Annotated in this window: 18 protein-coding genes and 1 pseudogene; 6 read left to right on the forward strand and 13 right to left on the reverse strand. The window is 59.0% G+C overall.

Annotated features, from left to right (window positions below; genetic code table 11):
• The first annotated feature begins 75 nt into the window (after nucleotides 1–75).
• Nucleotides 76–552: a cell division protein CrgA gene (gene crgA / locus FYJ31_RS01060; protein ID WP_013139983.1), complete on the forward strand. Its 477-nt coding sequence runs from the start codon at nucleotides 76–78 to the stop codon at nucleotides 550–552.
• A gap of 643 nt (nucleotides 553–1,195) precedes the next feature.
• Here crgA and FYJ31_RS01065 read toward each other — a convergent pair.
• The gene (locus FYJ31_RS01065) at nucleotides 1,196–1,948 is read right to left on the reverse strand and encodes a rhomboid family intramembrane serine protease (protein ID WP_071478799.1); all 753 of its coding nucleotides are present in this window, start codon (nucleotides 1,946–1,948) and stop codon (nucleotides 1,196–1,198) included.
• A 197-nt stretch (nucleotides 1,949–2,145) separates the two neighbouring features.
• Here FYJ31_RS01065 and FYJ31_RS01070 point away from each other — a divergent pair, with 197 nt between their 5' ends.
• The gene (locus FYJ31_RS01070; protein ID WP_012576523.1) at nucleotides 2,146–2,364 is read left to right on the forward strand and encodes a hypothetical protein; all 219 of its coding nucleotides are present in this window, start codon (nucleotides 2,146–2,148) and stop codon (nucleotides 2,362–2,364) included.
• A 112-nt stretch (nucleotides 2,365–2,476) separates the two neighbouring features.
• On the opposite strand, the gene FYJ31_RS01075 is transcribed toward FYJ31_RS01070, so the two are convergent.
• A complete protein-coding gene (locus tag FYJ31_RS01075) occupies nucleotides 2,477–4,924 on the reverse strand; it encodes a glycogen/starch/alpha-glucan phosphorylase (RefSeq protein ID WP_174773571.1) in 2,448 nt (815 codons plus the stop codon).
• Nucleotides 4,925–5,132: 208 nt separating this feature from the next.
• On the opposite strand from FYJ31_RS01075, the gene FYJ31_RS01080 reads away from it, so the two are divergent.
• Entirely contained in the window at nucleotides 5,133–5,552 is a 420-nt protein-coding gene (locus tag FYJ31_RS01080) for a sterol carrier family protein (RefSeq protein ID WP_014484474.1), read from the forward strand.
• A 20-nt stretch (nucleotides 5,553–5,572) separates the two neighbouring features.
• On the opposite strand, the gene FYJ31_RS01085 is transcribed toward FYJ31_RS01080, so the two are convergent.
• From FYJ31_RS01085 to FYJ31_RS01100, 4 genes are all read right to left on the reverse strand, one after another.
• Nucleotides 5,573–6,970, reverse strand: a complete 1,398-nt coding sequence (locus FYJ31_RS01085; RefSeq protein WP_154535743.1) for an MFS transporter — start codon at nucleotides 6,968–6,970, stop codon at nucleotides 5,573–5,575.
• A 167-nt stretch (nucleotides 6,971–7,137) separates the two neighbouring features.
• Nucleotides 7,138–8,289, reverse strand: a complete 1,152-nt coding sequence (locus FYJ31_RS01090; protein WP_174772559.1) for a histidine kinase — start codon at nucleotides 8,287–8,289, stop codon at nucleotides 7,138–7,140.
• 68 nt (nucleotides 8,290–8,357) lie between these two features.
• Nucleotides 8,358–9,029, reverse strand: coding sequence for a response regulator (locus FYJ31_RS01095; RefSeq protein WP_154535744.1), 672 nt, complete (start codon nucleotides 9,027–9,029; stop codon nucleotides 8,358–8,360).
• Between the two features lie 14 nt (nucleotides 9,030–9,043).
• Nucleotides 9,044–9,430: a DUF3073 domain-containing protein gene (locus FYJ31_RS01100; protein ID WP_154535745.1), complete on the reverse strand. Its 387-nt coding sequence runs from the start codon at nucleotides 9,428–9,430 to the stop codon at nucleotides 9,044–9,046.
• A 133-nt stretch (nucleotides 9,431–9,563) separates the two neighbouring features.
• Here FYJ31_RS01100 and trpS point away from each other — a divergent pair, with 133 nt between their 5' ends.
• Nucleotides 9,564–10,655 carry a tryptophan--tRNA ligase gene (gene trpS / locus FYJ31_RS01105; protein ID WP_032745104.1) on the forward strand — a complete coding sequence of 364 codons (1,092 nt, stop codon included), beginning with the start codon at nucleotides 9,564–9,566 and terminating at the stop codon, nucleotides 10,653–10,655.
• Between the two features lie 93 nt (nucleotides 10,656–10,748).
• On the opposite strand, the gene FYJ31_RS01110 is transcribed toward trpS, so the two are convergent.
• The 6 genes from FYJ31_RS01110 to FYJ31_RS01135 all read right to left on the reverse strand — a co-directional run bounded on the left by FYJ31_RS01110 (nucleotide 10,749) and on the right by FYJ31_RS01135 (nucleotide 18,158).
• On the reverse strand, nucleotides 10,749–11,621 hold the full coding sequence (locus FYJ31_RS01110; protein WP_065472858.1) for a nucleotidyl transferase AbiEii/AbiGii toxin family protein: 873 nt from the start codon (nucleotides 11,619–11,621) through the stop codon (nucleotides 10,749–10,751).
• Entirely contained in the window at nucleotides 11,614–12,159 is a 546-nt protein-coding gene (gene abiEi, locus FYJ31_RS01115) for a type IV toxin-antitoxin system AbiEi family antitoxin (RefSeq protein ID WP_032745107.1), read from the reverse strand. The genes FYJ31_RS01110 and abiEi overlap by 8 nt, the downstream gene beginning before the upstream one ends.
• A 157-nt stretch (nucleotides 12,160–12,316) precedes the next feature.
• Nucleotides 12,317–13,912, reverse strand: a complete 1,596-nt coding sequence (locus FYJ31_RS01120) for a sodium/proline symporter (RefSeq protein ID WP_174773625.1) — start codon at nucleotides 13,910–13,912, stop codon at nucleotides 12,317–12,319.
• A gap of 228 nt (nucleotides 13,913–14,140) precedes the next feature.
• On the reverse strand, nucleotides 14,141–15,409 hold the full coding sequence (locus tag FYJ31_RS01125) for an MFS transporter (protein WP_154535746.1): 1,269 nt from the start codon (nucleotides 15,407–15,409) through the stop codon (nucleotides 14,141–14,143).
• Nucleotides 15,410–15,522: 113 nt separating this feature from the next.
• Complete coding sequence (locus tag FYJ31_RS01130; RefSeq protein ID WP_154535747.1) at nucleotides 15,523–16,128, reverse strand: winged helix-turn-helix domain-containing protein; 606 nt, start codon at nucleotides 16,126–16,128, stop codon at nucleotides 15,523–15,525.
• Between the two features lie 116 nt (nucleotides 16,129–16,244).
• On the reverse strand, nucleotides 16,245–18,158 hold the full coding sequence (locus FYJ31_RS01135) for a threonine/serine ThrE exporter family protein (RefSeq protein WP_154535748.1): 1,914 nt from the start codon (nucleotides 18,156–18,158) through the stop codon (nucleotides 16,245–16,247).
• Nucleotides 18,159–18,443: 285 nt separating this feature from the next.
• On the opposite strand from FYJ31_RS01135, the gene FYJ31_RS01140 reads away from it, so the two are divergent.
• Both FYJ31_RS01140 and FYJ31_RS01145 read left to right on the forward strand, forming a co-directional pair.
• On the forward strand, nucleotides 18,444–21,197 hold the full coding sequence (locus tag FYJ31_RS01140) for a phosphoenolpyruvate carboxylase (RefSeq protein ID WP_013139971.1): 2,754 nt from the start codon (nucleotides 18,444–18,446) through the stop codon (nucleotides 21,195–21,197).
• Nucleotides 21,198–21,472: 275 nt separating this feature from the next.
• Nucleotides 21,473–21,964, forward strand: coding sequence for a hypothetical protein (locus FYJ31_RS01145; protein ID WP_229773808.1), 492 nt, complete (start codon nucleotides 21,473–21,475; stop codon nucleotides 21,962–21,964).
• Between the two features lie 31 nt (nucleotides 21,965–21,995).
• Here FYJ31_RS01145 and FYJ31_RS13150 read toward each other — a convergent pair.
• Nucleotides 21,996–22,238: pseudogene (locus FYJ31_RS13150) on the reverse strand (hypothetical protein); the annotation flags it as partial.
• Nucleotides 22,239–22,291 lie beyond the last annotated feature (53 nt).

A 22,291-nucleotide genomic window follows, 5' to 3' on the forward strand; every position in this document is an offset into this window, starting at 1 on the left:
CGTCTTCCTGCCGACTCTGGTCGCCGCTTTCGAGTGTAGCCACTATTATGACTTTTAGCCTATTGAATGGAGACTATGCTGATGGCTGACGAAGAGCTGCACGAGACCGACTCGAACAACCAGAAGGACTGGCAGAGCGAGACCTCATCCAGCACCGCTGCTGACGAGACCGCCAACAAAGACACCGAGCAGAACGCAGAGAACGCTTCTGCCGAGGAAGACGCGGCTTACGGCGTGAATATGGAGCAGGTGCAGGCCGTGCTCAACGCCACTGCCGATAAGGCCACGCTGACCCCGCAGATGCAGCGCATGATGAACCGTCAAGCGGAGAACACCAAGCGTGTTGAAGAAACCATTAAGGGCACCAAGTCGAACCCGCGTTGGTTCGTGCCGCTGTTCTGCGCGTTTATGATCATCGGCCTGATTTGGTGCGTGGTGTACTACCTCTCCCCGTCTGGCTCCTGGCCGATTCCGAACATCGGCGCGTGGAACCTGGGCATCGGCTTCGCCCTGATCATGATCGGATTCCTGATGACGATGGGATGGCGCTGAGTTCCGACTCGTTGCGCTTATCTATCGGTAGATCGTTTTTCTATCGTTAGGTTGTTCTTAGTTCTTATACGAAAGGCCGACCTCCCGTATGCGGAGGTCGGCCTTTTTCGTGCCTTAGCCTGTTCATCCACAGCTATCCACCACTTATCCACGACTTATCCACGACGTTATCCACAGCCTGTGGATGAATTACACCCATGTGGTTTTCCACCGAATGTGGAAAACCATGTGGATAAGTGGTGGATAAGCGGCGTTTCTCGGTGTATATCTCGTGCATAACTTTGGCTTGGCATACATCGCCACAGCGAGGGAACAGTTATACACCCGAGTTATCCACTGCAACAAACCCAGTAATACCGCGGTATTCCTAACTTATCCCCATAAGTTATCCACAGTCTTATGCACTTTTCTACACACTTGTGCACAAGTCACCATTGTGGATAACTCGTTATCGTGGATAACTCGTCATTGTGCGTATCTCATTACTGTGGATATCTTCATACGGCACACACCCACTCGCCGAACGACGATATCCACATCGCCAATATCCACATCGCCGCTTTCCGCACATACACTGATGCCGGGCACTGCATGTTCCGCAATACCCGGCATCAATCGTTTTTTACAGCCATATCAAGCCATATCAGTGCAGGGAGCCGAAACTCATCCACCCATAAGGATTGGCCATATTGCACAACAGAATCAACGCAATGACCAGCACCACCATGACCCAGCCGTACACTTGCATGCGCCATTTCAGGCTTTTACCGCGCCACGCCGGCACACCACCCACCAGCAGCCATGTGAGTATTCCACCCACTACAAAGCCGCCGACATGCGCCTGCCACGCCACGCCACCGACCACGAACGGCAAGGCGAAGTTCACCGCCATCCAGATCAACATGGAGCGGATATCGGCGCCGATACGGCGATATACCACCAGCAATGATGCAAACAGGCCAAATAAGGCTCCAGAAGCCCCATAGGCTGCCATCTGCCAGCCGATGCCTCCCGGAGCCACCGCAGCCCACACCATAAGTCCCAGAGAGCCGCCAAGGCCGGAAATCACATACAGTCCCAAGAACCGCCAGTGGCCGATCATTCGTTCCAGCACTGGGCCCACGGAATACAGGGCAATCATGTTGAACAGGATATGCAATAGCGAGTTCGGCGCATGCAGGAACATCGAAGTGATGAGCGTCCACGGCTCAGCCACCAGTCTGACCGGAGCCGCCATGCCGAGGTACATCAACCAAGTCCTCAGGCCCGGGGCAATAAATCCCAGCAATACCTCCAGTAGCCACACTGCCACGCACGCAACAATCAGCGCCCAGGTCATCACCGGACCACCGCGCTCCCACTGGTCTCGAATCTCCCGCTGTGTAGGAATATGCATGCAGTCCACTGTATCGAAGGTCTCGGATGCGTTCCACGCGCCGCGAAGATGCTGAGCCGACCGAGGGCATGCGGGCGTGGATGAATCGCCCACGAATGTCATTCCACCCAATCGTCACAAACAGCGGCCTAGAATAGGGAGCAGAGTCGGTCTGAATGGGCATACCGACCAGACGATCCCTAGGGAAAGGAGCCGTCATGGAGAACAAGTCTTCTAACGGTTGGAAGTTCTTCGCGCTGCTGTTCGGCGGATTGCTCGCCGCGCTTGTTGGTTTGTACATCTACAAGCAGCAGAACCCAGATTACGATCCGTGGGAGGAGCCGTGGGAGAACAGCTCCTCGCCGGTCGACCTGGGTCTGAACAAGGCCGAGGATGAGGCCGATGGCGAGGCGGAAGCCGCCCCGGCCGAAGCCTGATAGGGCGGTCTTTCAACGCAAGAAGCCCCGCAACCGATGGATGTCGGTTGCGGGGCTTCTTATGTTCTGGTTCCCCTCCCTGAGGGGAGCCGGCGCGCTGCTCCGGCGGCCGTCAGGCCAGAGGAGCAGTGTGCCAGATACGTTCCAAATAGTCTTCCATGGAGCGGTCGGAGCTGAAGTAGCCGGAGTTGGCCACGTTGAGCAGGGCCTTGCGGTTCCATTCGAGCTCATCGGCGTAGAGGGCCTCGATCTCGGACTGGATGCCCATGTAGGCGGAGAAGTCGGCCAGGGTCATGAACCAGTCCTTGGTCAGCCAGTCGGCCACGAGCGGGGAGTAGGCGTTGCGGTCGCCGTTGGAGAAGGTGCCGTCGGCCACCAGATCGATGGCCTGCTTCAGGCGCGGATCGGCCTCGTAGTAGGAGGCGGGATCGTAGCCCTCGGCGTACTTCTTCTCGACCTCGTCGACGGTCATGCCGAACAGGAAGAAGTTCTCGGCGCCGACGCGCTCACGGATCTCGACGTTCGCGCCGTCCAGCGTACCCACGGTCAGGGCGCCGTTCAGAGCGAACTTCATGTTGCCGGTACCGGAAGCTTCCTTGCCGGCCTGGGAGATCTGCTCGTCAAGCTCGGTGGCCGGGATGAGGTTCTGAGCCATCTCGACGTTGTAGTTCGGCAGCATGTGGACGGCGAGCTTGCCCTTGACGGCCGGATCGCTGCTGATCACGCGGGAAACGTTGTTGATCAGCTCGATGGTCATCTTGGCCAGGTAGTAGCCCGGAGCGGCCTTGGCACCGAAGAACACGGTGCGCGGAGTGATGTCCTCGGCCTTGACCTTGCCGGACTTGATGTCGGCGTAGTTGGAGATCACGGCGAGAATCTTCAGAGACTGGCGCTTGTACTCGTGCAGACGCTTGACCATGGTGTTGAACAGGGTGTTCTCGTCGATATCGATGCCGTAGTGGTCCTTGGCGAAGCCCACGAATGCGTGCTTGTTGGCCTTCTTGACGGCGGCGAACTTCTTGACGAATTCATCGTCCTTGGCCAGCGGCTCGAGACCCTTGAGCAGTTCCAGATCGGCGACCCACTTGTCGGTGCCCAGGCCCTCGGTGATGAGGTCGGACAGGCGCGGGTTGGCGAGCCTGATGAAGCGACGCGGGGTCACGCCGTTGGTCACGTTGGTGAACTTGTCCGGGTAGACGTCGGAGAAGTTCTTGAGGGTGACGTCCTTCAGCAGCTGGGAGTGCAGCTCGGCCACGCCGTTGACGTGGGAGCCGCCGTAGGTGGCCAGGTAGGCCATGCGCACGGCGTCGCCAGTGTAGATGGCCATGTCCTTGATGGTGTCCTTGTCGACGCCCTTGGCCGCAAGCTCGGCCTCGAACTGCTCGTTGATCTTCTCGATGATCTCGAGGTGACGCGGCAGTAGCTCGCCGATCAGGCTGGCCGGCCAGACCTCAAGGGCCTCCGGCAGCAGGGTGTGGCAGGTGTAGTTGAAGGTCTTGGTGGTGATGGACCACGCGGTATCCCAGTCGTAGCCGTACTCATCGATGAGGATGCGCATGAGCTCGGGGATGCCGATCACCGGGTGGGTGTCGTTGAGCTGGAAGACGATCTTGTTCGGGAAGGTCGTCAGGTCCGGCTTGTCCTGGCCCGGGTAGAAGACGCGGATGGCGTCGTGCAGGGATGCGGAGACGAAGAAGTACTGCTGCTCGAGGCGCAGTTCCTTACCGACCTTGGTGGAGTCTTCCGGGTAGAGAATCTTGGAGATGTTCTCGGCCTTGACCTGCGGGGCCACGGCGTCCATGTACTCGGAGCGGTTGAAGGCGAGCAGATCGAACTCGTCGTAGCTCTTGGCGGTCCACAGGCGCAGGGTGTTCACGCGGCCGGACTTGTAGCCGGGAACCATGTAGTCCACCGGCACGGCGCGCACGGACCAGGCCGGTTCCCAGGTCTTGGTGCCGTCGGCGTTTTCGACGACCTTGCCACCGAAGGAGACCTTCTGATCACGGTTGTAGTCGGTGTGGCCCCACGGCTCTTCGTTGGCCAGCCAGTAATCCGGGGTCTCAACCTGCTTGCCGTTCTCGTCGAACTTCTGCTTGAAGATGCCGTACTTGTACTGGATGCCGTAGCCGAAGGCCGGCACGCCGAGGGAGGCGAGGGAGTCGATGAAGCAGGCGGCCAGACGGCCGAGGCCGCCGTTGCCGAGGCCCGGCTCGTATTCGGCGTCCACGATGTCCTTCGGCTTGAAGCCAAGGGCTTCCACAGCCTTGTCGAACTGGTCGGTCAGGCCAGCGTTCAGCAGTGCGTTCTCCAGCTGCTTGCCCATCAAGAACTCGGCGGACAGGTAGCCGACGGCCTTGGTGTTGCCGTTGACGGTGTCGGCCTGGGTCTTGAACCAGGAGTCGGCAAGGTGGTTGCGCACGGCTTTGGACGCGGCGACATACACGTCAGCAGGGGTGGCCTGCTCGGCGGTGACGTTTTGAGTGTATTTCAGTTGTTCACGAATCTCGTCGGCGAATTGTTCCGCCGTGACGGGAGACTTCGGTGCGGTGATTTCGGTCATTCTGACTTTCCTTCCGGGATAAGTGCCCGTAATTATTATGCCGCGCGATAGGTATCGTCTCACAAACGTAAGCATGAACTCTCCGTAACGACGATGGCGGAGCGCTCTTGCATACGTTCTCATTGAGAAGCGTATCACATGTCTCACAGTTCCGCATCACACCGTATGCCATCGTTTGCATTACGGAAGATCTTCCGGATCCGGTGCCATGATGGAGCATATGGCAGTAATTCTCGAAAAAGACTTGAAACGAGGGCACGACGCACTGGTGCAATGGCGTGCTGCAGCCCTGGAACTGGCCGACAACACGCCACATCGCCTGACCGCCTCCCCCATTCTGCCGCGCCCGGTATGGGCGATGGCTGTGCGCTACTCGCTGTTCCTGCTGGAGCGGCGCGCGCCCGGCCCCGGCGTGGAGGTGCGCGTTGCGCCGTGGGGCGCGGTCAAGATTCTGGACGGACCGGAATCGGACCCGCACAATCTGACCCCACCGGACGTCATCGAATTGGAGCCGGAAGTCTGGCTGCGACTGGCCTGCGGCATCACCACGTGGGCAGAGGAAAAGGACGCCGGCCACATCAGCGCGGTCGGCGAGCGCGACGACCTAAGCGACCTGCTGCCGCTGTAATCGCCGCCGCAGGCCGCCCATCAGAACTGGGCGATACCCCAGCGCTGGATATGCTCGGCCCAGTGGTCCGGCGTGGGCAGGGTGACGAGGCTGCGCATCGTCAGCGCATAGAGGGCGGCGGCCACCAGCACGGCGGCCAGAATCAGGCAGGTCGGCCCGTAGCCGATGGTCTGCATACCCCAGCCGGCGAGTGCCACGGCCACGCCATAGGCACCGTACTGCAACACCATGCTGCCCGCTCCAACGCGGCCGAGCTTGTCCTTGCCCACCAAGGTATTGCTGAGGCCTCCAAGCACCGCGTTGCCCGCGGGCAATGCCAGTACCGAGCAGGCCACAAATATGGCCTTGCCAACCATGGAGGGCACCAACGCGGCACCGGTGAATCCTACAGCCAGCAAGACGAACATCACGCCCACCAGTACGCCGCCGGGCACACGGTTGACCAGTTGCGAGGCCATCAGTGCGCCCAGCAACATGCCAACGGCGGAGGCGGCGTTGATGGATCCGGCGGATATCAGCTGGCTGCCACCTTGGGAGATGTCCAGCGCGGTCAGCAGTAGGAAGGCATTGCTGGCACCGGTCACCATGGCCGCTGCGATGATGAGATGGCGTTGGAACCGGTCGCGCAGCAGCCAGATCATGCCGTCCAGTGCGTCGCGCCAGCGTGGGGCGGAGTCATCGGCATCATCGGCGTCCGAGACGGCCCCGACCTCCGAACCGGTATCAACATTGCCCGGACGGCCGCTATCGCTCACAGTCGCACGTTTCCAATAGCGGCGGATACGCCATGCGGACACCATGCCCAGCACGCTCAGCACCGCGCTGGTCAGGAACGGCACCGCATGTCCCACGGTCATCAGCAGACCGCCCAACGGCCCGCCTGCCAGCGTGACCGTCGAATCCCTGGCGTCGTTCAGCGCCATCGCGTGCGGCAGCTGCTCATCCGGCACCATGCCACGCAGCATGGCATTCGACGTATTCTCCAACAGGCCATCGCGCACCGAAAACAGCACGACGATACACAGCAGCGCGATCGGAAGCACGTGGGCATACGGTCCGCCGAATGCCGGAGCGTTTGCCCCGTTAACCCCATGGCCGCTCGTCTTCGGCGCATTGCCGAACAGCATCACCGCTGCCGCCGCCACCGCCGAGAGCACCACACCGGACGCACCCCAGATCAGCATGAGCGTACGGCGATCATACCGGTCCTGAATCACGCCGCCGGCAAGGCCCAGCACCGTCTGCACCACCACGCAGATGCTTTCCGTCGTGGTGGCGGCGGCAGAAGATCCTGTCGTGGCGAGCATCATCAGCGGCACCGCGAACGCGATCAGACTGGCACCGACCGCACCGGACGTGTCCGCAGCCAGCCACCATCCGTAATCAGTTCCCCGCCATAATTCCGTATCACTTGCCATCGTTGCCCTCCCTGGGATTGGTCCTTATGGACGCCACCATAGGGAGCCGCCGCCGAGCCGAACACCCGCAATCCTCGGTTATGGGGACATGGCTGCGGTCGTCGTCCTCATTTGTGAGGACAGGGCACAATCAGCGCCGGACGCCGGACATCGCAGCTTCTGCCCCATCAGCCCCGCACGCACGGGATACGCACGTAAATCATCCACGTGCCATCATCCGAACGGGTGGTCAATTCACCGCCCAACTCCTGCACACGGGTGCGATGCATGGCCAGCCCACGCCCCGACAGCTCCTGCGCGGACAGGCCACTCTGCGCGTCGGCATCGTCACGGATATCGTTGGTCTCACGAATCTCAATCCATTCGGGAGACAGCGTGACGAACAGCAGATAGGAATCATCTCCCGCCGGTGCATGGCGGCGGATATTCGTGCCGATCTCCGTCATCAGCGACAGCGCCTCGGCCGCCGCCTCGGGGTCCACGACCATGGCGATGCCGTTGACCGCGGCCGTCCCCCGATAGCCCTGCGCCTCCAGAAACTCCTCGGTATCGGTGATCTGCGCCTTCACACGCGTGACGAAGGACTGCGGCATGCCCGCTGTGGATTGCGTACGGTCATCGCCACCGGCGTTCTCGGGCACGGCATTGTCAACCACCTCATTCGCAATCGCTGGACAGCTCCCGGTGCCTACCGGGTCACGAGCCAGGGCGGATTCTTTCGTCGGCGAATCAACCTGCCCTGATTCTGCAGTCGCCACCTCAGATGTCCCGGTGCCACCGACCGGCAAGGACTCGTCCCGGAAGCCGGCGTCCATTCCGCTCTGCTCGGTCAGAAAATCGATGATGCCATGCACTTCCGCAAAGGCACGTTGGCTGCGATCCAGCACGCGCTGCCAGTCGCCACCATCGATGCCGGCTGGCGCGGCCAGATTATTCCGGGCGATGGTCGAGATATACGTCAGATCGTTGGACAGCGTGTCGTGCAGTTCGATCGCGAGCTGGTTGCCGTGGCGCAGATCGGCCAGCGCCGATTCCATCTGCTCGTTTTCGTTCTCCTGATTCACCACGCGCTTGCGCCAGCGCAACGCAATGCCCAGTAATACCAGCAGCACGCTTGCCGTCAGCGCCGCCGACGCCGTAACCAGCCACGACCCGGTCACCGCATAGACGATGGCCGCCACCGCAAGCACACCGATCGGGCCGAACATCGCCAGCGGATGCTTGAGTTCTATATCGATATCAATCTGATGATGCTTCTTGCCGTCGGCGTGACTATACGAATACGACGAATGCTGCGAAATGATAATCGGACGTTTCACCGGGCCGCTCCCCTTATGCGTCTTGCGCTTCTTCTACCGTGCCCCCCACACACCCGTCGGTGCCTTCATCAGTGCAGGTTCATGCGAATCCATGCGCCGATAAGTTCCTTGAGATTGCCGGCGCCGAGCTTGTCGGCCGCACGCATCAAATGCGTGCGCACGGTGGTTTCGGTGATGGACAGTTCGGCGGCGATCTGCGGCATGGTCCGGCCGCGGGACCACAGTTCCGCAACCTCCATCTCACGCGCGCTCAACCGGTTGTCCTTCTCGGCCTTGATGCGCGCGGACGCAATGGCCGCGGTCTCGAACCGCACGTCGCCACCATCGCCCCATGTTTTGCCGGCCTGTACCTGACGAATCGCCACGGCCTGCAACCGCACATCATCGTTCTTGCTCATGATGCCTTGCGCGCCGGCCCGGGCCATCTCTTTGGCATGTCGGCCCACAATCGAGGCGGTAATGGCCAGTATCGCCGTGGTCGCGTTTTCCCTGCGGATTGCACGCACCACATCCGGGCCGTTGATGTCGTTCATCGCGATATCGGCCAATAGCACAGCAGGCGGGCGTTTGGTGGCCGTGCACAGCTGAATGGCTTTGCTGCCCTCGCTCACCGGCGGCAACAATTCGAAGTCGGGCAGGGCCTTCGACAAAATCGACTGTAATGCCATCAAGGCCATGCGGTCGTTGTCCATGATGAGCATGGTGGGCTTCGATCCATCCCGCCCGCTGATATCCGACATATGCCTACGTGCGCTCAGCTCTTCTTCGGCTTCAGCGCTGAGGGCATGGGCATCGGAACCGGCTTGCGCGGGGCCGGCTTCGGCTTGGGCGCAGCCGGCGCGGAGGCCGGGAACTCGCTGCTGGTCGCCTTTGCGGCGGCTTCGGCTGCCCACTTGGCGTACTCGTCGAGGTCGTCCTCCTGCGCGGCGGGCGAGACCTTGGCGGCGTCGGCGTCAGCAGCAGAATCCACATCCTTGTCCGCATACTGATCATCAATATCGGCGAACGGGTCAGGAGAGCCCGTTCCCGGCTCCTGCTCGCTCAGCTCTTTTGCCAGCTCATCGTAATCGGTATCGGTGGTCAGGTACTTGAGCTTTCGGGCAATTTTCTGCTGTTTTGCTTTTTGACGTCCGCGGCCCATCTGACCCCCTGCGATTACTGTGCTGTTCGATTCATCAACAATAGAGAGTACCACTAATAGTGGCTTGTTCGTTGTCGGCTCACACTTTTACCATAAAAAGCGTTTATCTGAGCCCTATTTAAAGGATTTTCGCATGACCGACGAGCAGCAACTGACAGCGGCAGGCAATGAGATAAGCGCGAGCTTCCTCGCGGCCAAAAAGCGTTCGGACGAAACGCTCGCCAAGCTGGAGGCCAAGCCGTCGTCCTTCACCATGTTGACCGGCGACCGTCCGACCGGCCGGCTGCACCTCGGCCACTACTTCGGCTCGATCCGTGAGCGTGTCGCCATGCAGGAGCGCGGCGTCAACACGAACATCATCATCGCCGACTACCAGGTGATCACCGACCGCGACACCACCGAGCACATCCAAGACAACGTGCTGAACCTGGTGCTCGACTACATGGCCGCCGGCATCGATCCGAACAAGACCATGATGTTCACCCACTCCGCCGTGCCGGCCGAGAACCAGCTGCTGCTGCCGTTCCTGTCCCTGGTCACCGAGGCTGAGCTGCACCGCAACCCGACCGTGAAGTCCGAGATGGAGGCGTCCGGCCACGCGCTGACCGGTCTGCTGCTCACCTACCCGGTGCATCAGGCGTGCGACATCCTCTTCTGCAAGGCCAACGTCGTGCCAATCGGTAAGGACAACCTGCCGCACGTGGAAATCACGCGCACCATCGCCCGCCGTTTCAACGAGCGTTACGCCAAGAAGAACCCAGTGTTCCCGGAGCCGGCCGCCATTCTGTCTGAGGCACCGGAGATTCCGGGTCTCGACGGCCGCAAGATGAGCAAGTCGTACGGCAACTCCATCATGCTGGGCGCCACCGCCGAGGAGACCGCCAAGCTTATCAAGAAGAGCCCGACCGATTCCGAGCGCCGCATCACCTTCGACCCGGTTGTCCGCCCGCAGGTCTCCGCCCTGCTGACCACCGCCGGTCTGGTGACCGGCCGCGACCCGAAGGACATCGCCGAGGAGATCGGTGATTCCGGCGCCGGCGCACTCAAGGCATACGTCATCGAATCAGTCAACGAGTTCCTGGCCCCGCACCGCGAGCGCCGCGCCGAGCTGGCCAAGGACATGGATTACGTGCGCGACGTGCTCGCCGAAGGCAACAGAAAGGCCAACGCCATCGCCAACGAGACGCTTGACCAGGTGCGCGACGCCATGGGCATGCGCTACTAAAGCTCCAGAAACGCCATAATCACGCTTTAAACAGCGTTTCAGCATCAGCAAAGGCCGGATTGCGTATTGTGCAATCCGGCCTTTAAAAACTCATCAAGCAAGATCAGGAGCGTATGCGACAAACAAGTCAGCAAGCTGCTGCTTTGTACCGAGAAGCCACAACGGCTTAGCAACAGTACGGTTAACCCGCGATGCAGGCAAAAAACGACTCATCTCCCGAACGAATTTATCCGAATCGAATGCATTCGCGATCTTCTCCTGCACAAGTGGATAACGTTCCATGTATTTGTTTATCTCGCCATAGTCCGAAGCCTTCTGTTTTCTGAGGTCCTGAACTTTGTTCTGCTGAACACCCGGCTGCTTGGACAGCCACGCGAGATCCCATAAATCTCGGTATCTCACATGGTCCGAGCAAACGAAAGATTCGATCTTATCCGCAAGAATCTCCTCTTTACTTTCCACGACCAGCATGATATCGGCATAGTCACCCAACCCCTCATAATTTACCTTCAGAGGGCGAATGACCGGATCGTGCGCATCGATTGACGCAACCTCGATTTTGATACGCTGCCGCGGAACGTCCTTGTACTGGGGCGTCGTGTCCACAATGACAGTCCACGCACTGACCAGAGATTCCGCCTGACGAGGTTCCTTCACATTGATGGAGACGTGATAGCGATCGCCCACCGCATGCTCAACGCAATCCTTAAGCGTGTCCAATCCTTTTCTGTCGAAGTCACGACCGCCAGAAAAATCGAGATCCTCGCTGTAGCGTTCTGCGCCATAGCACAGACGGAGGCTCGTGCCGCCTTGGAATACGAGACGGTCAAGTAATCCACCTTCGTCCATCGCATTGAGGATTTCGTAATGCAGAAGCTCCTTCTCAATGGTCATGACCATGCCGGAACTATTCTGCTCCTGCGCGAGGCGAATCGCATACTGGTGCAACTCGTCAATGTCACTCATAGGTTTCCTCCATTAGCTCATAATCCACAAGATCAAGATTACGGCGGGTGGCTTTGAGATCACGAAGCGCGAGCTGCTTCGACGCCAGCGGAACGCCACGCCCTTCAGGGTGCAACAGTTCGGGAATGGTCTGCGTAATTGGCCGTGCCGTATGCGTAAACTCGATCGCACCGTACGGAGTCTGATATTCGCCAGAACGACCTGTGGTCATGTAAGTACGCCGATCCACTGGAATCTGACTGATCACGCCATAAGCGCTGAGCATACTTTCCAAAGACTCGTAAGTAGCGTATCCGCGTCGAAGATTACGTGCAATCAGATCAATGGTGGCATCACTGAAATTGCGGGTCAGCCCGTACACATACACGCCGCGCGCCGCTCGTACGAGGATTTCCGACTTGACCAATCGAGACAACGAATCATCGAACGTTTCCTTGGGTTCGTCGCGGAACAGTTTACGCAAATCTCGTTTGAGATACACATATTTGCCATGCAGATCCCACTGGTTCAATACTTTGACTGCCTCACTTTGCTTCATACTTTATAAGTATACGTGAATAGTGTGTAAAGTCACTATTCACGTATAGTGAGGTCTTGCAACGGCAATGAGAATTCAGCATCAACAAAGGCCGGATTGCGTATTGTGCAATCCGGCCTTTGTCGCGTCTGAGTGGCATGTGCCACATTATGTTTGATTAGATTTGCGCGCGCTTTTCGCCGGAAGCGATTTCCGCTGCGACCAAATCGTCATCCACCTTGCGGTCATCGGGATCATCAAGATAATGATCGAACTCGTGCAGCACTTCAGTATCGGGAGCCGGAGTCAGCAGTGACACCACCACAATGAACAGCAGTGAGATGAGGAACGCCGGCAACAGTTCGTAGATGGCGAAGACACCTCCGAGCGGTTTGACGAAGTTGTGCCAGACGAGCACAGCCGCCGTGCCGGACAGCATGCCCGTGACCGCACCGTACTTGTTGGTGCGGCGCCAATACAGCGAGGCGAGCATCAGCGGGCCGAAGGAGGCGCCAAGACCGGCCCACGCATATGAGACCACCTGGAAAATCGACGAATTCTGGTCGAACGCAACCACAATGCCGAAAATGAACATGACCAGCAGCGTGATGCGCGCCACCATCATCACCTGACGGTCGGTGGCCTTGCGATGCAGCAATCCGCGGAAAATATTCTCGCTGACCGCGGAAGCGCCGATAATCAGGTATGACGATGACGAACTCATGGACGCGGCGAAAATGCCCGACACCACGATGCCACACATAAAGCTCGGCAGCAGAGCCTGCGACACCACGATGAAGATGTTCTCCGCCGCGGATTGCGTGACGAACTGCGTCGGCATCATGGCACGCCCGACCAGCCCGATGCACACGCCGCACGCCAGCGAAATCACGCACCACGTGGTGGCGATGATACGGGACTTCCTGATTTCCTCAGAACTGCGGATGGACAGGAACCTTACAAGCACCTGCGGCATGCCGAAATAGCCCAGACCCCACGCGAGCATCGAGATGATGGTGATGATGCCGTAGTCGGCGGGCGCGCCGAACATGGCCCGCCCGGCCTTGATGGCCTGTTCGCCGGCGTCGTTGAGAATCGGCGTGGCCACATGCGTGCCGTCGAGAAAACCCGGGATGCCCTTGAGGAAGGCGACGGTGTGGTCGATGCCGCCGGCGGACGCCACGGAGCCTACGAACACCACCGCCAGCGCGAAGAACATGAGCAGACCCTGGATGAAGTCGGTCACGACCACGGACAGGTAGCCGCCGATGATGGTGTAGGCGAACACGATGGCCGCGCCGATCACCATGGTCAGGTGGTAGTCCCAGCCGAACAGCGTGGCGAACAGTTTGCCGACGGTCACGAAGCAGCTGCCCACGTACACGCAGAAGAATACGAGGATGATGAGCGCCGCGATGGTGGAGACGATATTGCGATCGTCATGGAAGCGTTTCGAGAAGAAATCCGGAATGGTGATCGCGTCACCGGCAACCACCGAATAGCGGCGCAGCCGGCGCGCGACGAGTTTCCAGTTGAGGTACGTGCCGAGCGCTAGGCCGATCGCGGTCCACATCGGGTCGGCCGCGCCGGTGAAGTAGGCGACACCGGGCAGGCCCATGAGCAGCCAGCCGCTCATGTCGGAGGCTTCCGCGCTCAATGCCGTCAACCATGGTCCGACGCCGCGGCCGCCCGCGAAGTACTGTTTGGTGGAGGAGTTGGACCTCCTGGAGTAGACGAAGCCGATGGTCAGCATGGCCACGAAGTAGATGCCCATCGCCATGAGCACCCAGATGTCTTTGGAAACCACGTAATCCCTTTCCTCATGTTCTCGCGTATCACTGAGCTCTGATGCCCGACACCGAACATATCGACAGCCATGCGCGTCACGGGGCAAGCACAGCATCACCATAACCGGAATGGCCGAACAAATACGCGGATATCCCATGAAAGGAGAGCATCAATCTGACGTATATGGAGATTTCAGGCAAGACAACGCAAACGTTTAGGCATGAAGATCGATTTCGGCCCATGAGGAACTCACAGGAATACGACGAACCCGCTTCGAAGCAAGTACAATCACCGCCGCAACGAAAAGAACCATGACAAACAACCTAATCGTAGCAATGAAGCCCAAATGCGTAACTGCATACCCAGCTGCAGAGCCACTGGACATGGACAACAGTTGGACTCCCACAGACATCACTGATTTAACCCTTCCTTGTAACTCATCAGGAGTCTTAGAGAACACAAAACCCATAATCATCGCGTTATACAAGGGGAAAGGGAGTCCAATTATTATCGAGCAAAGTACAATCGCATAATAAGAATCCGTGAAACATAGCGGGATATATGCGACAGCCGAAATGATTCCGGTAGCGCATATGCATAAGCCTGCTGGCATTCTGTCTCCATAATGCCCCGAGAAGAACGATCCGGCAAGCAATCCAACGCAAGTTGCAGGTCCCACTAAGCCGAGCAGCACCGGATTGATCCCCTTGCCAACCAAGGACAGTTCTATGCTGTATTGCGCGCTGTTCATCCCGAAATTCACCAATGCTGTGGTGATTATAAAAATCAGCATGAGTCTACTGGTAAGAACAAAACGCCACCCATCAACAAAGTCAGTACAGAATGACGCAATAGCCCCTTTCCCAATGTGTTCATCCTCAGAGGATAATTTGCTTCTCATGGTCAATTTTTTACTGATCCGTATCTGGGAAGCAGAAATTCCAGCAATCATATACAGAATTGCCGAAACAATAAATGGCATCCATGCGCCAAATGAATACAGCATTCCGCCAACGGGGTTGCCAATCATGGTGATGGTCGCATCTCTGCCCTCATTGACGCTTCTCGCCTTCGGATATTCGCGGATATCGATAATGGACCGCAACATCGCATCAGTCGCCCCACCCAAACAGCCCGTAAACAATGACGAAGTAAGCATAATGGCAAGGAACACGGAGAACGTCAGCGACCCGGAAAGCAGCAATATCCCCGTGGTCCCCCATAATAGAACACCGGTTATGCAATTGGCTATAACCAAATGCTTGCGATCATGACGATCAACGACCGTACCGCCTAATACATTTGCAAGCTGCCGCACGATACCGGTTAATGTAGGTACCCATCCGGCCGCAATCAGGGAGCCGGATATCTTATAGGCTACAAGCGATACGCCGAAGCCCTGCATCGCGGCACCTATAGCACTGGCCGTGTCCGAAGTGAACCATGACGGATATCCCGGCGTTCTCCACAGATTAGTTGACATCTTTCACCCATCCTCCCCATCATTGGCCTCGTTCTCGGCCAACATTCAATCTTCATCGTCAATTTCACATCCGCTGAAAACTTTGCCTGTCAACGCCATAGAACTTATCGGAATCACGGAATCCACGGAAAAGCCTGCATGACAATCTGCACTTTCCGCATATTATGTCTGGCTGTATTCCGCTGCTCCCCGGATGAATGTTGCTGCCATTTTTGAGCCACCGCATCCAATTCCAGACACATTTGCTCTGTCTCTTCGGGGGTCAAATCAAATGTGCGATCTTCACATAGACCCACTTCTCTCCACTCCTGAGGAAGGTCATTGACAGAGTCCAAATATCGCTCATACAACGACTCATAAGTCACGGCAACGGATTGGAAATAAGTATATTCCGCATCACTTATACGCCCATCATCACGAGGAGCAGGACGCATAGAACGATGATTGGCTTTCCACCAGCTTTTTCGTTTATCACCATCTGCAGAATCTGTCTTCTCTGCCATACCGGCATCGAAAAGTTTTTTTAAATGAAAACTCACACTGCCCGGAGCCATGCCGGTGACATCGCTAATCATGCCGACGGTCATCGGCCCTTTCACTCTCAGCAAACCCAACACCCTCATCCGCTGAGAATTTGAAATCGCCAGAAGGACGGATTCCCTGGCAATCTCAGTAACTTCTTCGGCTTTCGCCTTGGTGCGATCGATGTTCTGTCCCATAATCACACATCATACAACGATGGTTGCACAATGCGAGTTGTAGATATATTGAGCCATTGAACGGCCGATCAGACCGTCCATTCAATGACTCAACGCACGCCACGCGCGCCAAAACGTCACACGTCGTAGCGCCAGGACTTGTCGGTCACCACGCGGGCCATCGCCAAGCCGATCGGCAGGCAGATGATCACCATGAACGCACGGAACGCCCAGTCCAGCGCATTCATGGTCTGGAAGCTGCCGAGGTACCACATGGCACGATACATATACAGACCGGGCACCATGATCACGATCGACGGCACGGTCAGGCAGATGCGCGGGTAGCCGAGGTGCGGCGGTAGCCAGCCACGTCGCACGGATGAACGCCACGCCGATGCCAGAATGCCCGCCAGAAACGCGCCGATGAAGGTAGCCATCTCGGGTGCCACGTTGAAGTCCTGCAATTCCAAGCGCAGCGTGTCCGTGATCGCACCGATTAGGGCGGCGGTCAGGCACATGCGCTGCGGCGAATTGAACAGCACGGAGAAGCCCCACACGCCGACGAACGCCGCTACGAACCGCAGCAATCCGTTGACCCACGGGTCAAGCCCCAGTGGCTCAAAGCCTTCCGGGTGCAGGTGCACCATCACGGCCACGGCCCAGCCTGCCAGTGTGGCCATCAGGATGATGCACAGCACGTACGCCACGCGCTGGATGCCCGAAGGGAAGTCGATTTTCGCCATGTCGAGTCCGCCGGTGATGAGCGGGAAACCGGGGATCACGAACAGCATGGCGCCGATGTAGGCCGTATCGTGCGAGAGCGCGACTGGGTCGAAAATGCCGATGAGTCGCAAGGTGCCGGTGCAGGCGAGCGCCGCCGCGGCCACGCACACAAAGGTGACGAAGAACTGGTTCAGATGGTATGCAAACAGCCGGCGACGCATCCACTGGCCAAGGCCCGCGCCCACGAACGCACCGACCATGTCGTATGGGCCGCCGCCGAGCAGGAACACGAAGGCCGCGCAGGCCAAGGCGGAGGCCAGACCGGAGAACCACGGCTTGTACAGCGGCTTGCGACGCTCAATCAGATCGAGCCGCTCGTGCGCCTGCCGCACGGTGATACCGCCCTTGGCCTTCTCTTCGTCGGAGCGCTCGTTGAAGTGTTCGGCGTATTCCTTGGGCACGCGATTCTTGCGCTTCGTACTGCTTGCAGCAGGGCTTTCGGCGGTTGCGCCGTTCGCCGCCGCGCCCTCAGCGCCCGCCTTGGCATTCGCCGCGTTCGCCGATTCAACCGACTCATTGGAGTCACCGGTAAACACTTCGGCATCGTCGTAGGCCTTCTCTTCGGCCGCTTTGTCTTCGACCGGAGTGATTTCCGCGCTGTCCGCCAAAAGTCGGTGGGCTTCTTCATTGTCATCATCCAAGGACTTGGCCACGGAGGTCACGAGTACCTTGGTTTTCAACGCAAGATCCAGCGCCTCGTCCACGCTGCCGTTGGCCGCCTCAGCCTCGGCCTTGGCACGTTCGCGCAGGCGCTTGGCCAGATCAGCAGAATACTGCGAAGCGTCACGTTCGTCCAAATGCTTGACCACGCCATCGGACAGTTGCGAATCGACGTGATACATCGACCCCTTGCCGAGATTCACGGAGAACCAGTCGGCGAAATGTTCCAGCAGCCAGATACGTTCGGTGTTCACGCCGGTGGTCGGCAAATCCACGACTTCGGTGATGCGGTTACGACCATCCGTGCAGGTGGCCTCGATATCCGTCAGGTTCACGTCGGCGCGTACGTGCACGCCCAGCGGGTAGGCGATGCGGTGCATCATTTCACGCACGCGGAAGGAGCCGGTGCCGGCTCCCAAGTCCAGCATGCCGACCCGTACAATCACGCTGGCTTTGGCGGCGATACCGGCGTCCACCACCGGTTTTTCCCAATCGCGTGCAATATCTTCCATGTCCAGCGGAATGGAGTGGGTGTGGAATTTACGTACAGCCGTTGCGCCTTTCGCTTCGGGCGCACTTTTTTTCTTCTGTTCGCTCACATCCTTCATTACTACTCCCTGCCTTCCCCGCCAGCAATCGTAAGGTGCTCAAATCTTCCGCGAATCGGACAGTATCTCATATGCTGTCCGATATTCGGTCTCTATAGGTGGACAACTTGGAGCACTATATGGACTTCGTAACGCAAATAGCGATTTCGCGGGGATACACTATTGCCCACACAACAACCACGTTGAATATGGGCTGTGGGCTCGCAACGACTGGCCTCAACAACTGCGGAGGAGCCGCAGACGACCGGTAGACCGAGCAACCTGTTATTCGGCAAAGGAGGTTATATGGCAACACCTGAAGAACAGATCACTCCCGCTGACGCCGCCATCGTCACTACCGGGACCGGCCGAAAGGGCCCGGAGGAGCATGATCTTCCCGAAAGCCTGAAGTACGACATGGATCTGTGTCTTGAGATCCTGCGTAACGTACTGGGCGAATACAACCCCGAACTGCTGTCTACGTTCGACACCGTGCGTCATTACGCGGTGGAGGCCAGCGCCGAGCATTTCGCCGAGCTGAAGGATCCGAACCCCGACCAGGATGGCCTGAAGGAGGCCGTGAACGTCATCGACAACATGACGCTGCACGACGCCCAGCTGCTGGCCCGCGCGTTCGCCACGTATTTCCATCTGGCAAACCTGTCCGAGGAGAACTACCGCGTTTCCGTGCTCCACGAGCGCGAGAACAACGTGTCCGTTGACCAGGCGGTCGACCCGATCAACGAGCTCACCGTCGCCTACCACCAGCTCATCAATGAGACTGGCCCGGCCAAGGCCAAGGAACTGCTCAACCAGCTCGAATTCCACCCCGTCTTCACGGCGCACCCCACTGAGGCCCGTCGCAAGGCCGTGGAAGGCAAGATTCGCCGCGTTTCCGAATTGCTTGAGGAGTACAAGCGCCTCGGCGGCTCGGATAAGAAGGAATGCCTGCGCCGTCTCTACAACGAGATCGACGCCCTGTTCCGCACTTCTCCAATCGCGCTGAAGAAGCCGACCCCGGTTGAGGAAGCGGACACGATTCTCGACATCTTCGACAACACGCTGTTCAACACCATCCCCAAGGTTTACCGTCGCTTCGACGACTGGGTCCTGGGCGATAAGGCCGGTCTCGTCGAGCCCGCTTGCCCCGCGTTCTTCCACCCGGGCAGCTGGATCGGCTCCGACCGCGACGGTAACCCGAACGTCACCGCCAAGGTGAGCCGCGCCGTGGCCCGCAAGTTCTCCGATCACGTGATCGCCGCCCTTGAGCAAGCCACCCGCACCGTGGGCCGCAACCTCACGATGGAAGCCGAGACCACGCCGCCAAGCGCCGAGCTCAAGAGCCTCTGGAGCCACCAGAAGGAAATGAGCGAGCGCCTGACCGACAAGGCCGCCCTGATCTCCACCAAGGAGATGCACCGCGCGGTCATGCTGGTGATGGCCGATCGTCTGCACTACACCATCGAGCGCGATGCCGACCTCATGTACCACTCCTGCGACGACTTCCTCGCCGACCTCAAGGTGGTCCAGCGTTCGCTGGCCGCCGCCGGTGCCAAGCGTTCCGCCTACGGCCCGCTGCAGGATCTGATCTGGCAGACCGAGACCTTCGGCTTCCACATGGTGGAGATGGAGTTCCGTCAGCACTCCGTGGTGCACGCCCGCGCCCTTGCGGATATCCGCGAGCACGGCCTGCACGGCGAGCGCGGCGAACTGCAGCCGATGACGCACGAGGTGCTCGACACCTTCCGCGCCCTCGGCGCCATCCAGAAGCGCAACGGCCTCAAGGCCGCCCGCCGCTACATCATCTCCTTCACCAAGAGCGCCCAGAACATCAAGGATGTCTACGAGCTCAACCGCTTGGCCTTCTCCCACCCGGAGGACGTGCCCACCATCGACGTGATCCCGCTGTTCGAGCAGCTTGAGGATCTGCAGAACTCGGTGGACGTGCTCGAGGAAATGATCAAGATCCCCGAGGTTCAGGCTCGTCTGAAGGCCACCGGCAACAAGCTCGAGGTCATGCTCGGCTACTCCGACTCCTCGAAGGACGCCGGCCCGACCTCCGCCACGCTGGCCCTGCACTCCGCTCAGGAGCGCATCGCCAAATGGGCTGAGTCGCACGACATCGACCTGACCCTGTTCCATGGCCGCGGCGGTGCCGTCGGTCGTGGCGGCGGCCCCGCCAACCGCGCGGTGCTCGCCCAGCCGGTCGGTTCCGTCAAGTGCCGCTTCAAGCTCACCGAGCAGGGCGAGGTCATCTTCGCCCGTTACGGCAACCCGGTGCTGGCCATCCGCCACGTCGAGTCCGTGGCTGCGGCGACCTTGCTGCAGTCCGCGCCGAGTGTGGAGAAGCGCAACACCGAGATGACCGAGAGGTACGCCGACATGGCCGCTCAGCTCGACGAGGCCGCGCACAACCGTTTCCTCGACCTGTTGAACACCGATGGCTTCGCTCCGTGGTTCTCGATCGTTACGCCGCTGACCGAAATCGGCCTGCTGCCGATCGGCTCCCGCCCGGCCAAGCGTGGCCTCGGCGCCAAGTCACTCGACGACCTGCGTACGATTCCGTGGATCTTCTCCTGGGCCCAGGCCCGCATCAACCTGGCCGCTTGGTACGGTCTCGGCACCGCATGCGAGAAGTTCGGCGATCTGGAGACCATGCGTCAGGCTTACGAGGAATGGCCGCTGTTCTCCACGTTCATCGACAACATCGAGATGTCCATCGCCAAGACGGATGAGCGCATCGCCAGGATGTACCTTGCCCTCGGCGACCGCGAGGACCTCAATGAGAAGGTGCTCAACGAGATGGAGCTCACCCGCAAGTGGGTTCTGGCCATCGTGGGCGACAAGTGGCCGCTGCAGCACCGCCACGTGCTCGGCCAGGCCATCCGCATCCGCTCCCCATACGTGGACGCGCTGTCCGTCACTCAGGTGCTGGCGCTCAAGTCGCTGCGCAAGAAGGTGGACAAGGAAGAGCTCTCGCAAAGCCAGCAGGCAGGATTCATCTACCTCATCCTGTGCACCGTCTCCGGCGTCGCCGCGGGCCTGCAGAACACGGGCTGATTCCCGGCCGACCGATCGACAAAAGCGAGCGGGGAGGTTCCGTGCCGATAAACGGCGCGGGCCTCCCCGCTCGCGTCATACGGCCCTAGACTGGCCGGCGACGGCGCACGCCGGGCGGGCGCGCAGAGAACGGACGCGCGGAACGGGCACCTCGACAGATCGGAGGGGACATGGGCAAGCCAGCGGACGGGCGCGGGAACACCGGGTCCACGGACGGCATCAGGACGGGGGGCGACGCCGGGAACGAACGCCACGCTTGCAAAGCGAATCCGGCTATGATCGATGACATTGGGAAGAAACATGGCTTGGAAGATACGTCAGAAAATTTTTCCGGCAAGAAATGTGCTTTGGCACCGAAAGCAGCTACCAAATTCCATAAGGCGAGTAGATGCTATGTGGTTTTGGGCAAGGCCAGACGTGTGCTGTGGTGGCTGGGATTACTGCTGCTTTCACCAGCAGTAATGACATGGGCTGAACGCGATAATTACAGCCTCGTTTGCAGCGTGTTGACACTTTCTCCCCCACCCTGCAGTGATTTGAATACGTATGGCTCCAGACTTACAGCAGTGCTGGGCTTAGGTTTTCTCTGTTGGGTGATGATACCGGTTGTTTCTTGCGTGAAATCCGTCATTCGAAGCTTATATCCCAATGTGCCCGACTTGGATACGTCGATGGCTTCACATGTCGTAATCGGAATTGTGTCATTTTTCATGCTCTGCGTATCTTTGCCTCTTCTTTTTTTAGGCATACTTACAATGCATATATAAACGAACAGGCCTGCCCAAATCTTAAGTAGTGCGCGAAAGCGTCCCGCATAGCGGTGGACAAAGACCTTTCGGAGGAATTGCTCTGCATGGACCGCGCCAGCAACCATGCATCACAGTCCGCGAGAACATCGCTGTAACTGAATCCCATACGGGCGTCTTGCTCGCCGAGATGAGTGTGCAGCCATGACGCCAGGTCCTCTTTCGGGGTATTCGCCAGGTAGCTTCCCCAGATCTGCAACAAATCCAGGGCCCATCCGCCCAGATCACCGAGACCTAGGACCGGCACCGCCTCCCACTCGTTGTGAACCCGATCCACTCCAACAGAGG

The sequence above is a fragment of the Bifidobacterium sp. WCA-178-WT-4B genome, from assembly GCF_009696495.1.
In the GTDB taxonomy this organism is placed as follows: Bacteria; Actinomycetota; Actinomycetes; order Actinomycetales; family Bifidobacteriaceae; genus Bifidobacterium; species Bifidobacterium infantis.

Bases quoted from the DNA above. Each gene is read 5' to 3' on its own strand.
- FYJ31_RS01065 (WP_071478799.1), bottom strand. From the start codon at position 1,948: ATGCATATTCCTACACAGCGGGAGATTCGAGACCAGTGGGAGCGCGGT.
- FYJ31_RS01125 (WP_154535746.1), bottom strand. From the start codon at position 15,409: ATGTCAACTAATCTGTGGAGAACGCCGGGATATCCGTCATGGTTCACT.
- FYJ31_RS01085 (WP_154535743.1), bottom strand. From the start codon at position 6,970: ATGGCAAGTGATACGGAATTATGGCGGGGAACTGATTACGGATGGTGG.
- FYJ31_RS01120 (WP_174773625.1), bottom strand. From the start codon at position 13,912: ATGGGCATCTACTTCGTGGCCATGCTGACCATCGGCTTCGTCTACTCC.
- FYJ31_RS01135 (WP_154535748.1), bottom strand. From the start codon at position 18,158: ATGAAGGATGTGAGCGAACAGAAGAAAAAAAGTGCGCCCGAAGCGAAA.
- FYJ31_RS01070 (WP_012576523.1), top strand. From the start codon at position 2,146: ATGGAGAACAAGTCTTCTAACGGTTGGAAGTTCTTCGCGCTGCTGTTC.
- FYJ31_RS01110 (WP_065472858.1), bottom strand. From the start codon at position 11,621: ATGAGTGACATTGACGAGTTGCACCAGTATGCGATTCGCCTCGCGCAG.
- crgA (WP_013139983.1), top strand. From the start codon at position 76: ATGCTGATGGCTGACGAAGAGCTGCACGAGACCGACTCGAACAACCAG.
- trpS (WP_032745104.1), top strand. From the start codon at position 9,564: ATGACCGACGAGCAGCAACTGACAGCGGCAGGCAATGAGATAAGCGCG.
- FYJ31_RS01130 (WP_154535747.1), bottom strand. From the start codon at position 16,128: ATGGGACAGAACATCGATCGCACCAAGGCGAAAGCCGAAGAAGTTACT.
- FYJ31_RS01100 (WP_154535745.1), bottom strand. From the start codon at position 9,430: ATGGGCCGCGGACGTCAAAAAGCAAAACAGCAGAAAATTGCCCGAAAG.
- abiEi (WP_032745107.1), bottom strand. From the start codon at position 12,159: ATGAAGCAAAGTGAGGCAGTCAAAGTATTGAACCAGTGGGATCTGCAT.
- FYJ31_RS01095 (WP_154535744.1), bottom strand. From the start codon at position 9,029: ATGTCGGATATCAGCGGGCGGGATGGATCGAAGCCCACCATGCTCATC.
- FYJ31_RS01140 (WP_013139971.1), top strand. From the start codon at position 18,444: ATGGCAACACCTGAAGAACAGATCACTCCCGCTGACGCCGCCATCGTC.
- FYJ31_RS01080 (WP_014484474.1), top strand. From the start codon at position 5,133: ATGATGGAGCATATGGCAGTAATTCTCGAAAAAGACTTGAAACGAGGG.
- FYJ31_RS01145 (WP_229773808.1), top strand. From the start codon at position 21,473: ATGATCGATGACATTGGGAAGAAACATGGCTTGGAAGATACGTCAGAA.
- FYJ31_RS01075 (WP_174773571.1), bottom strand. From the start codon at position 4,924: ATGACCGAAATCACCGCACCGAAGTCTCCCGTCACGGCGGAACAATTC.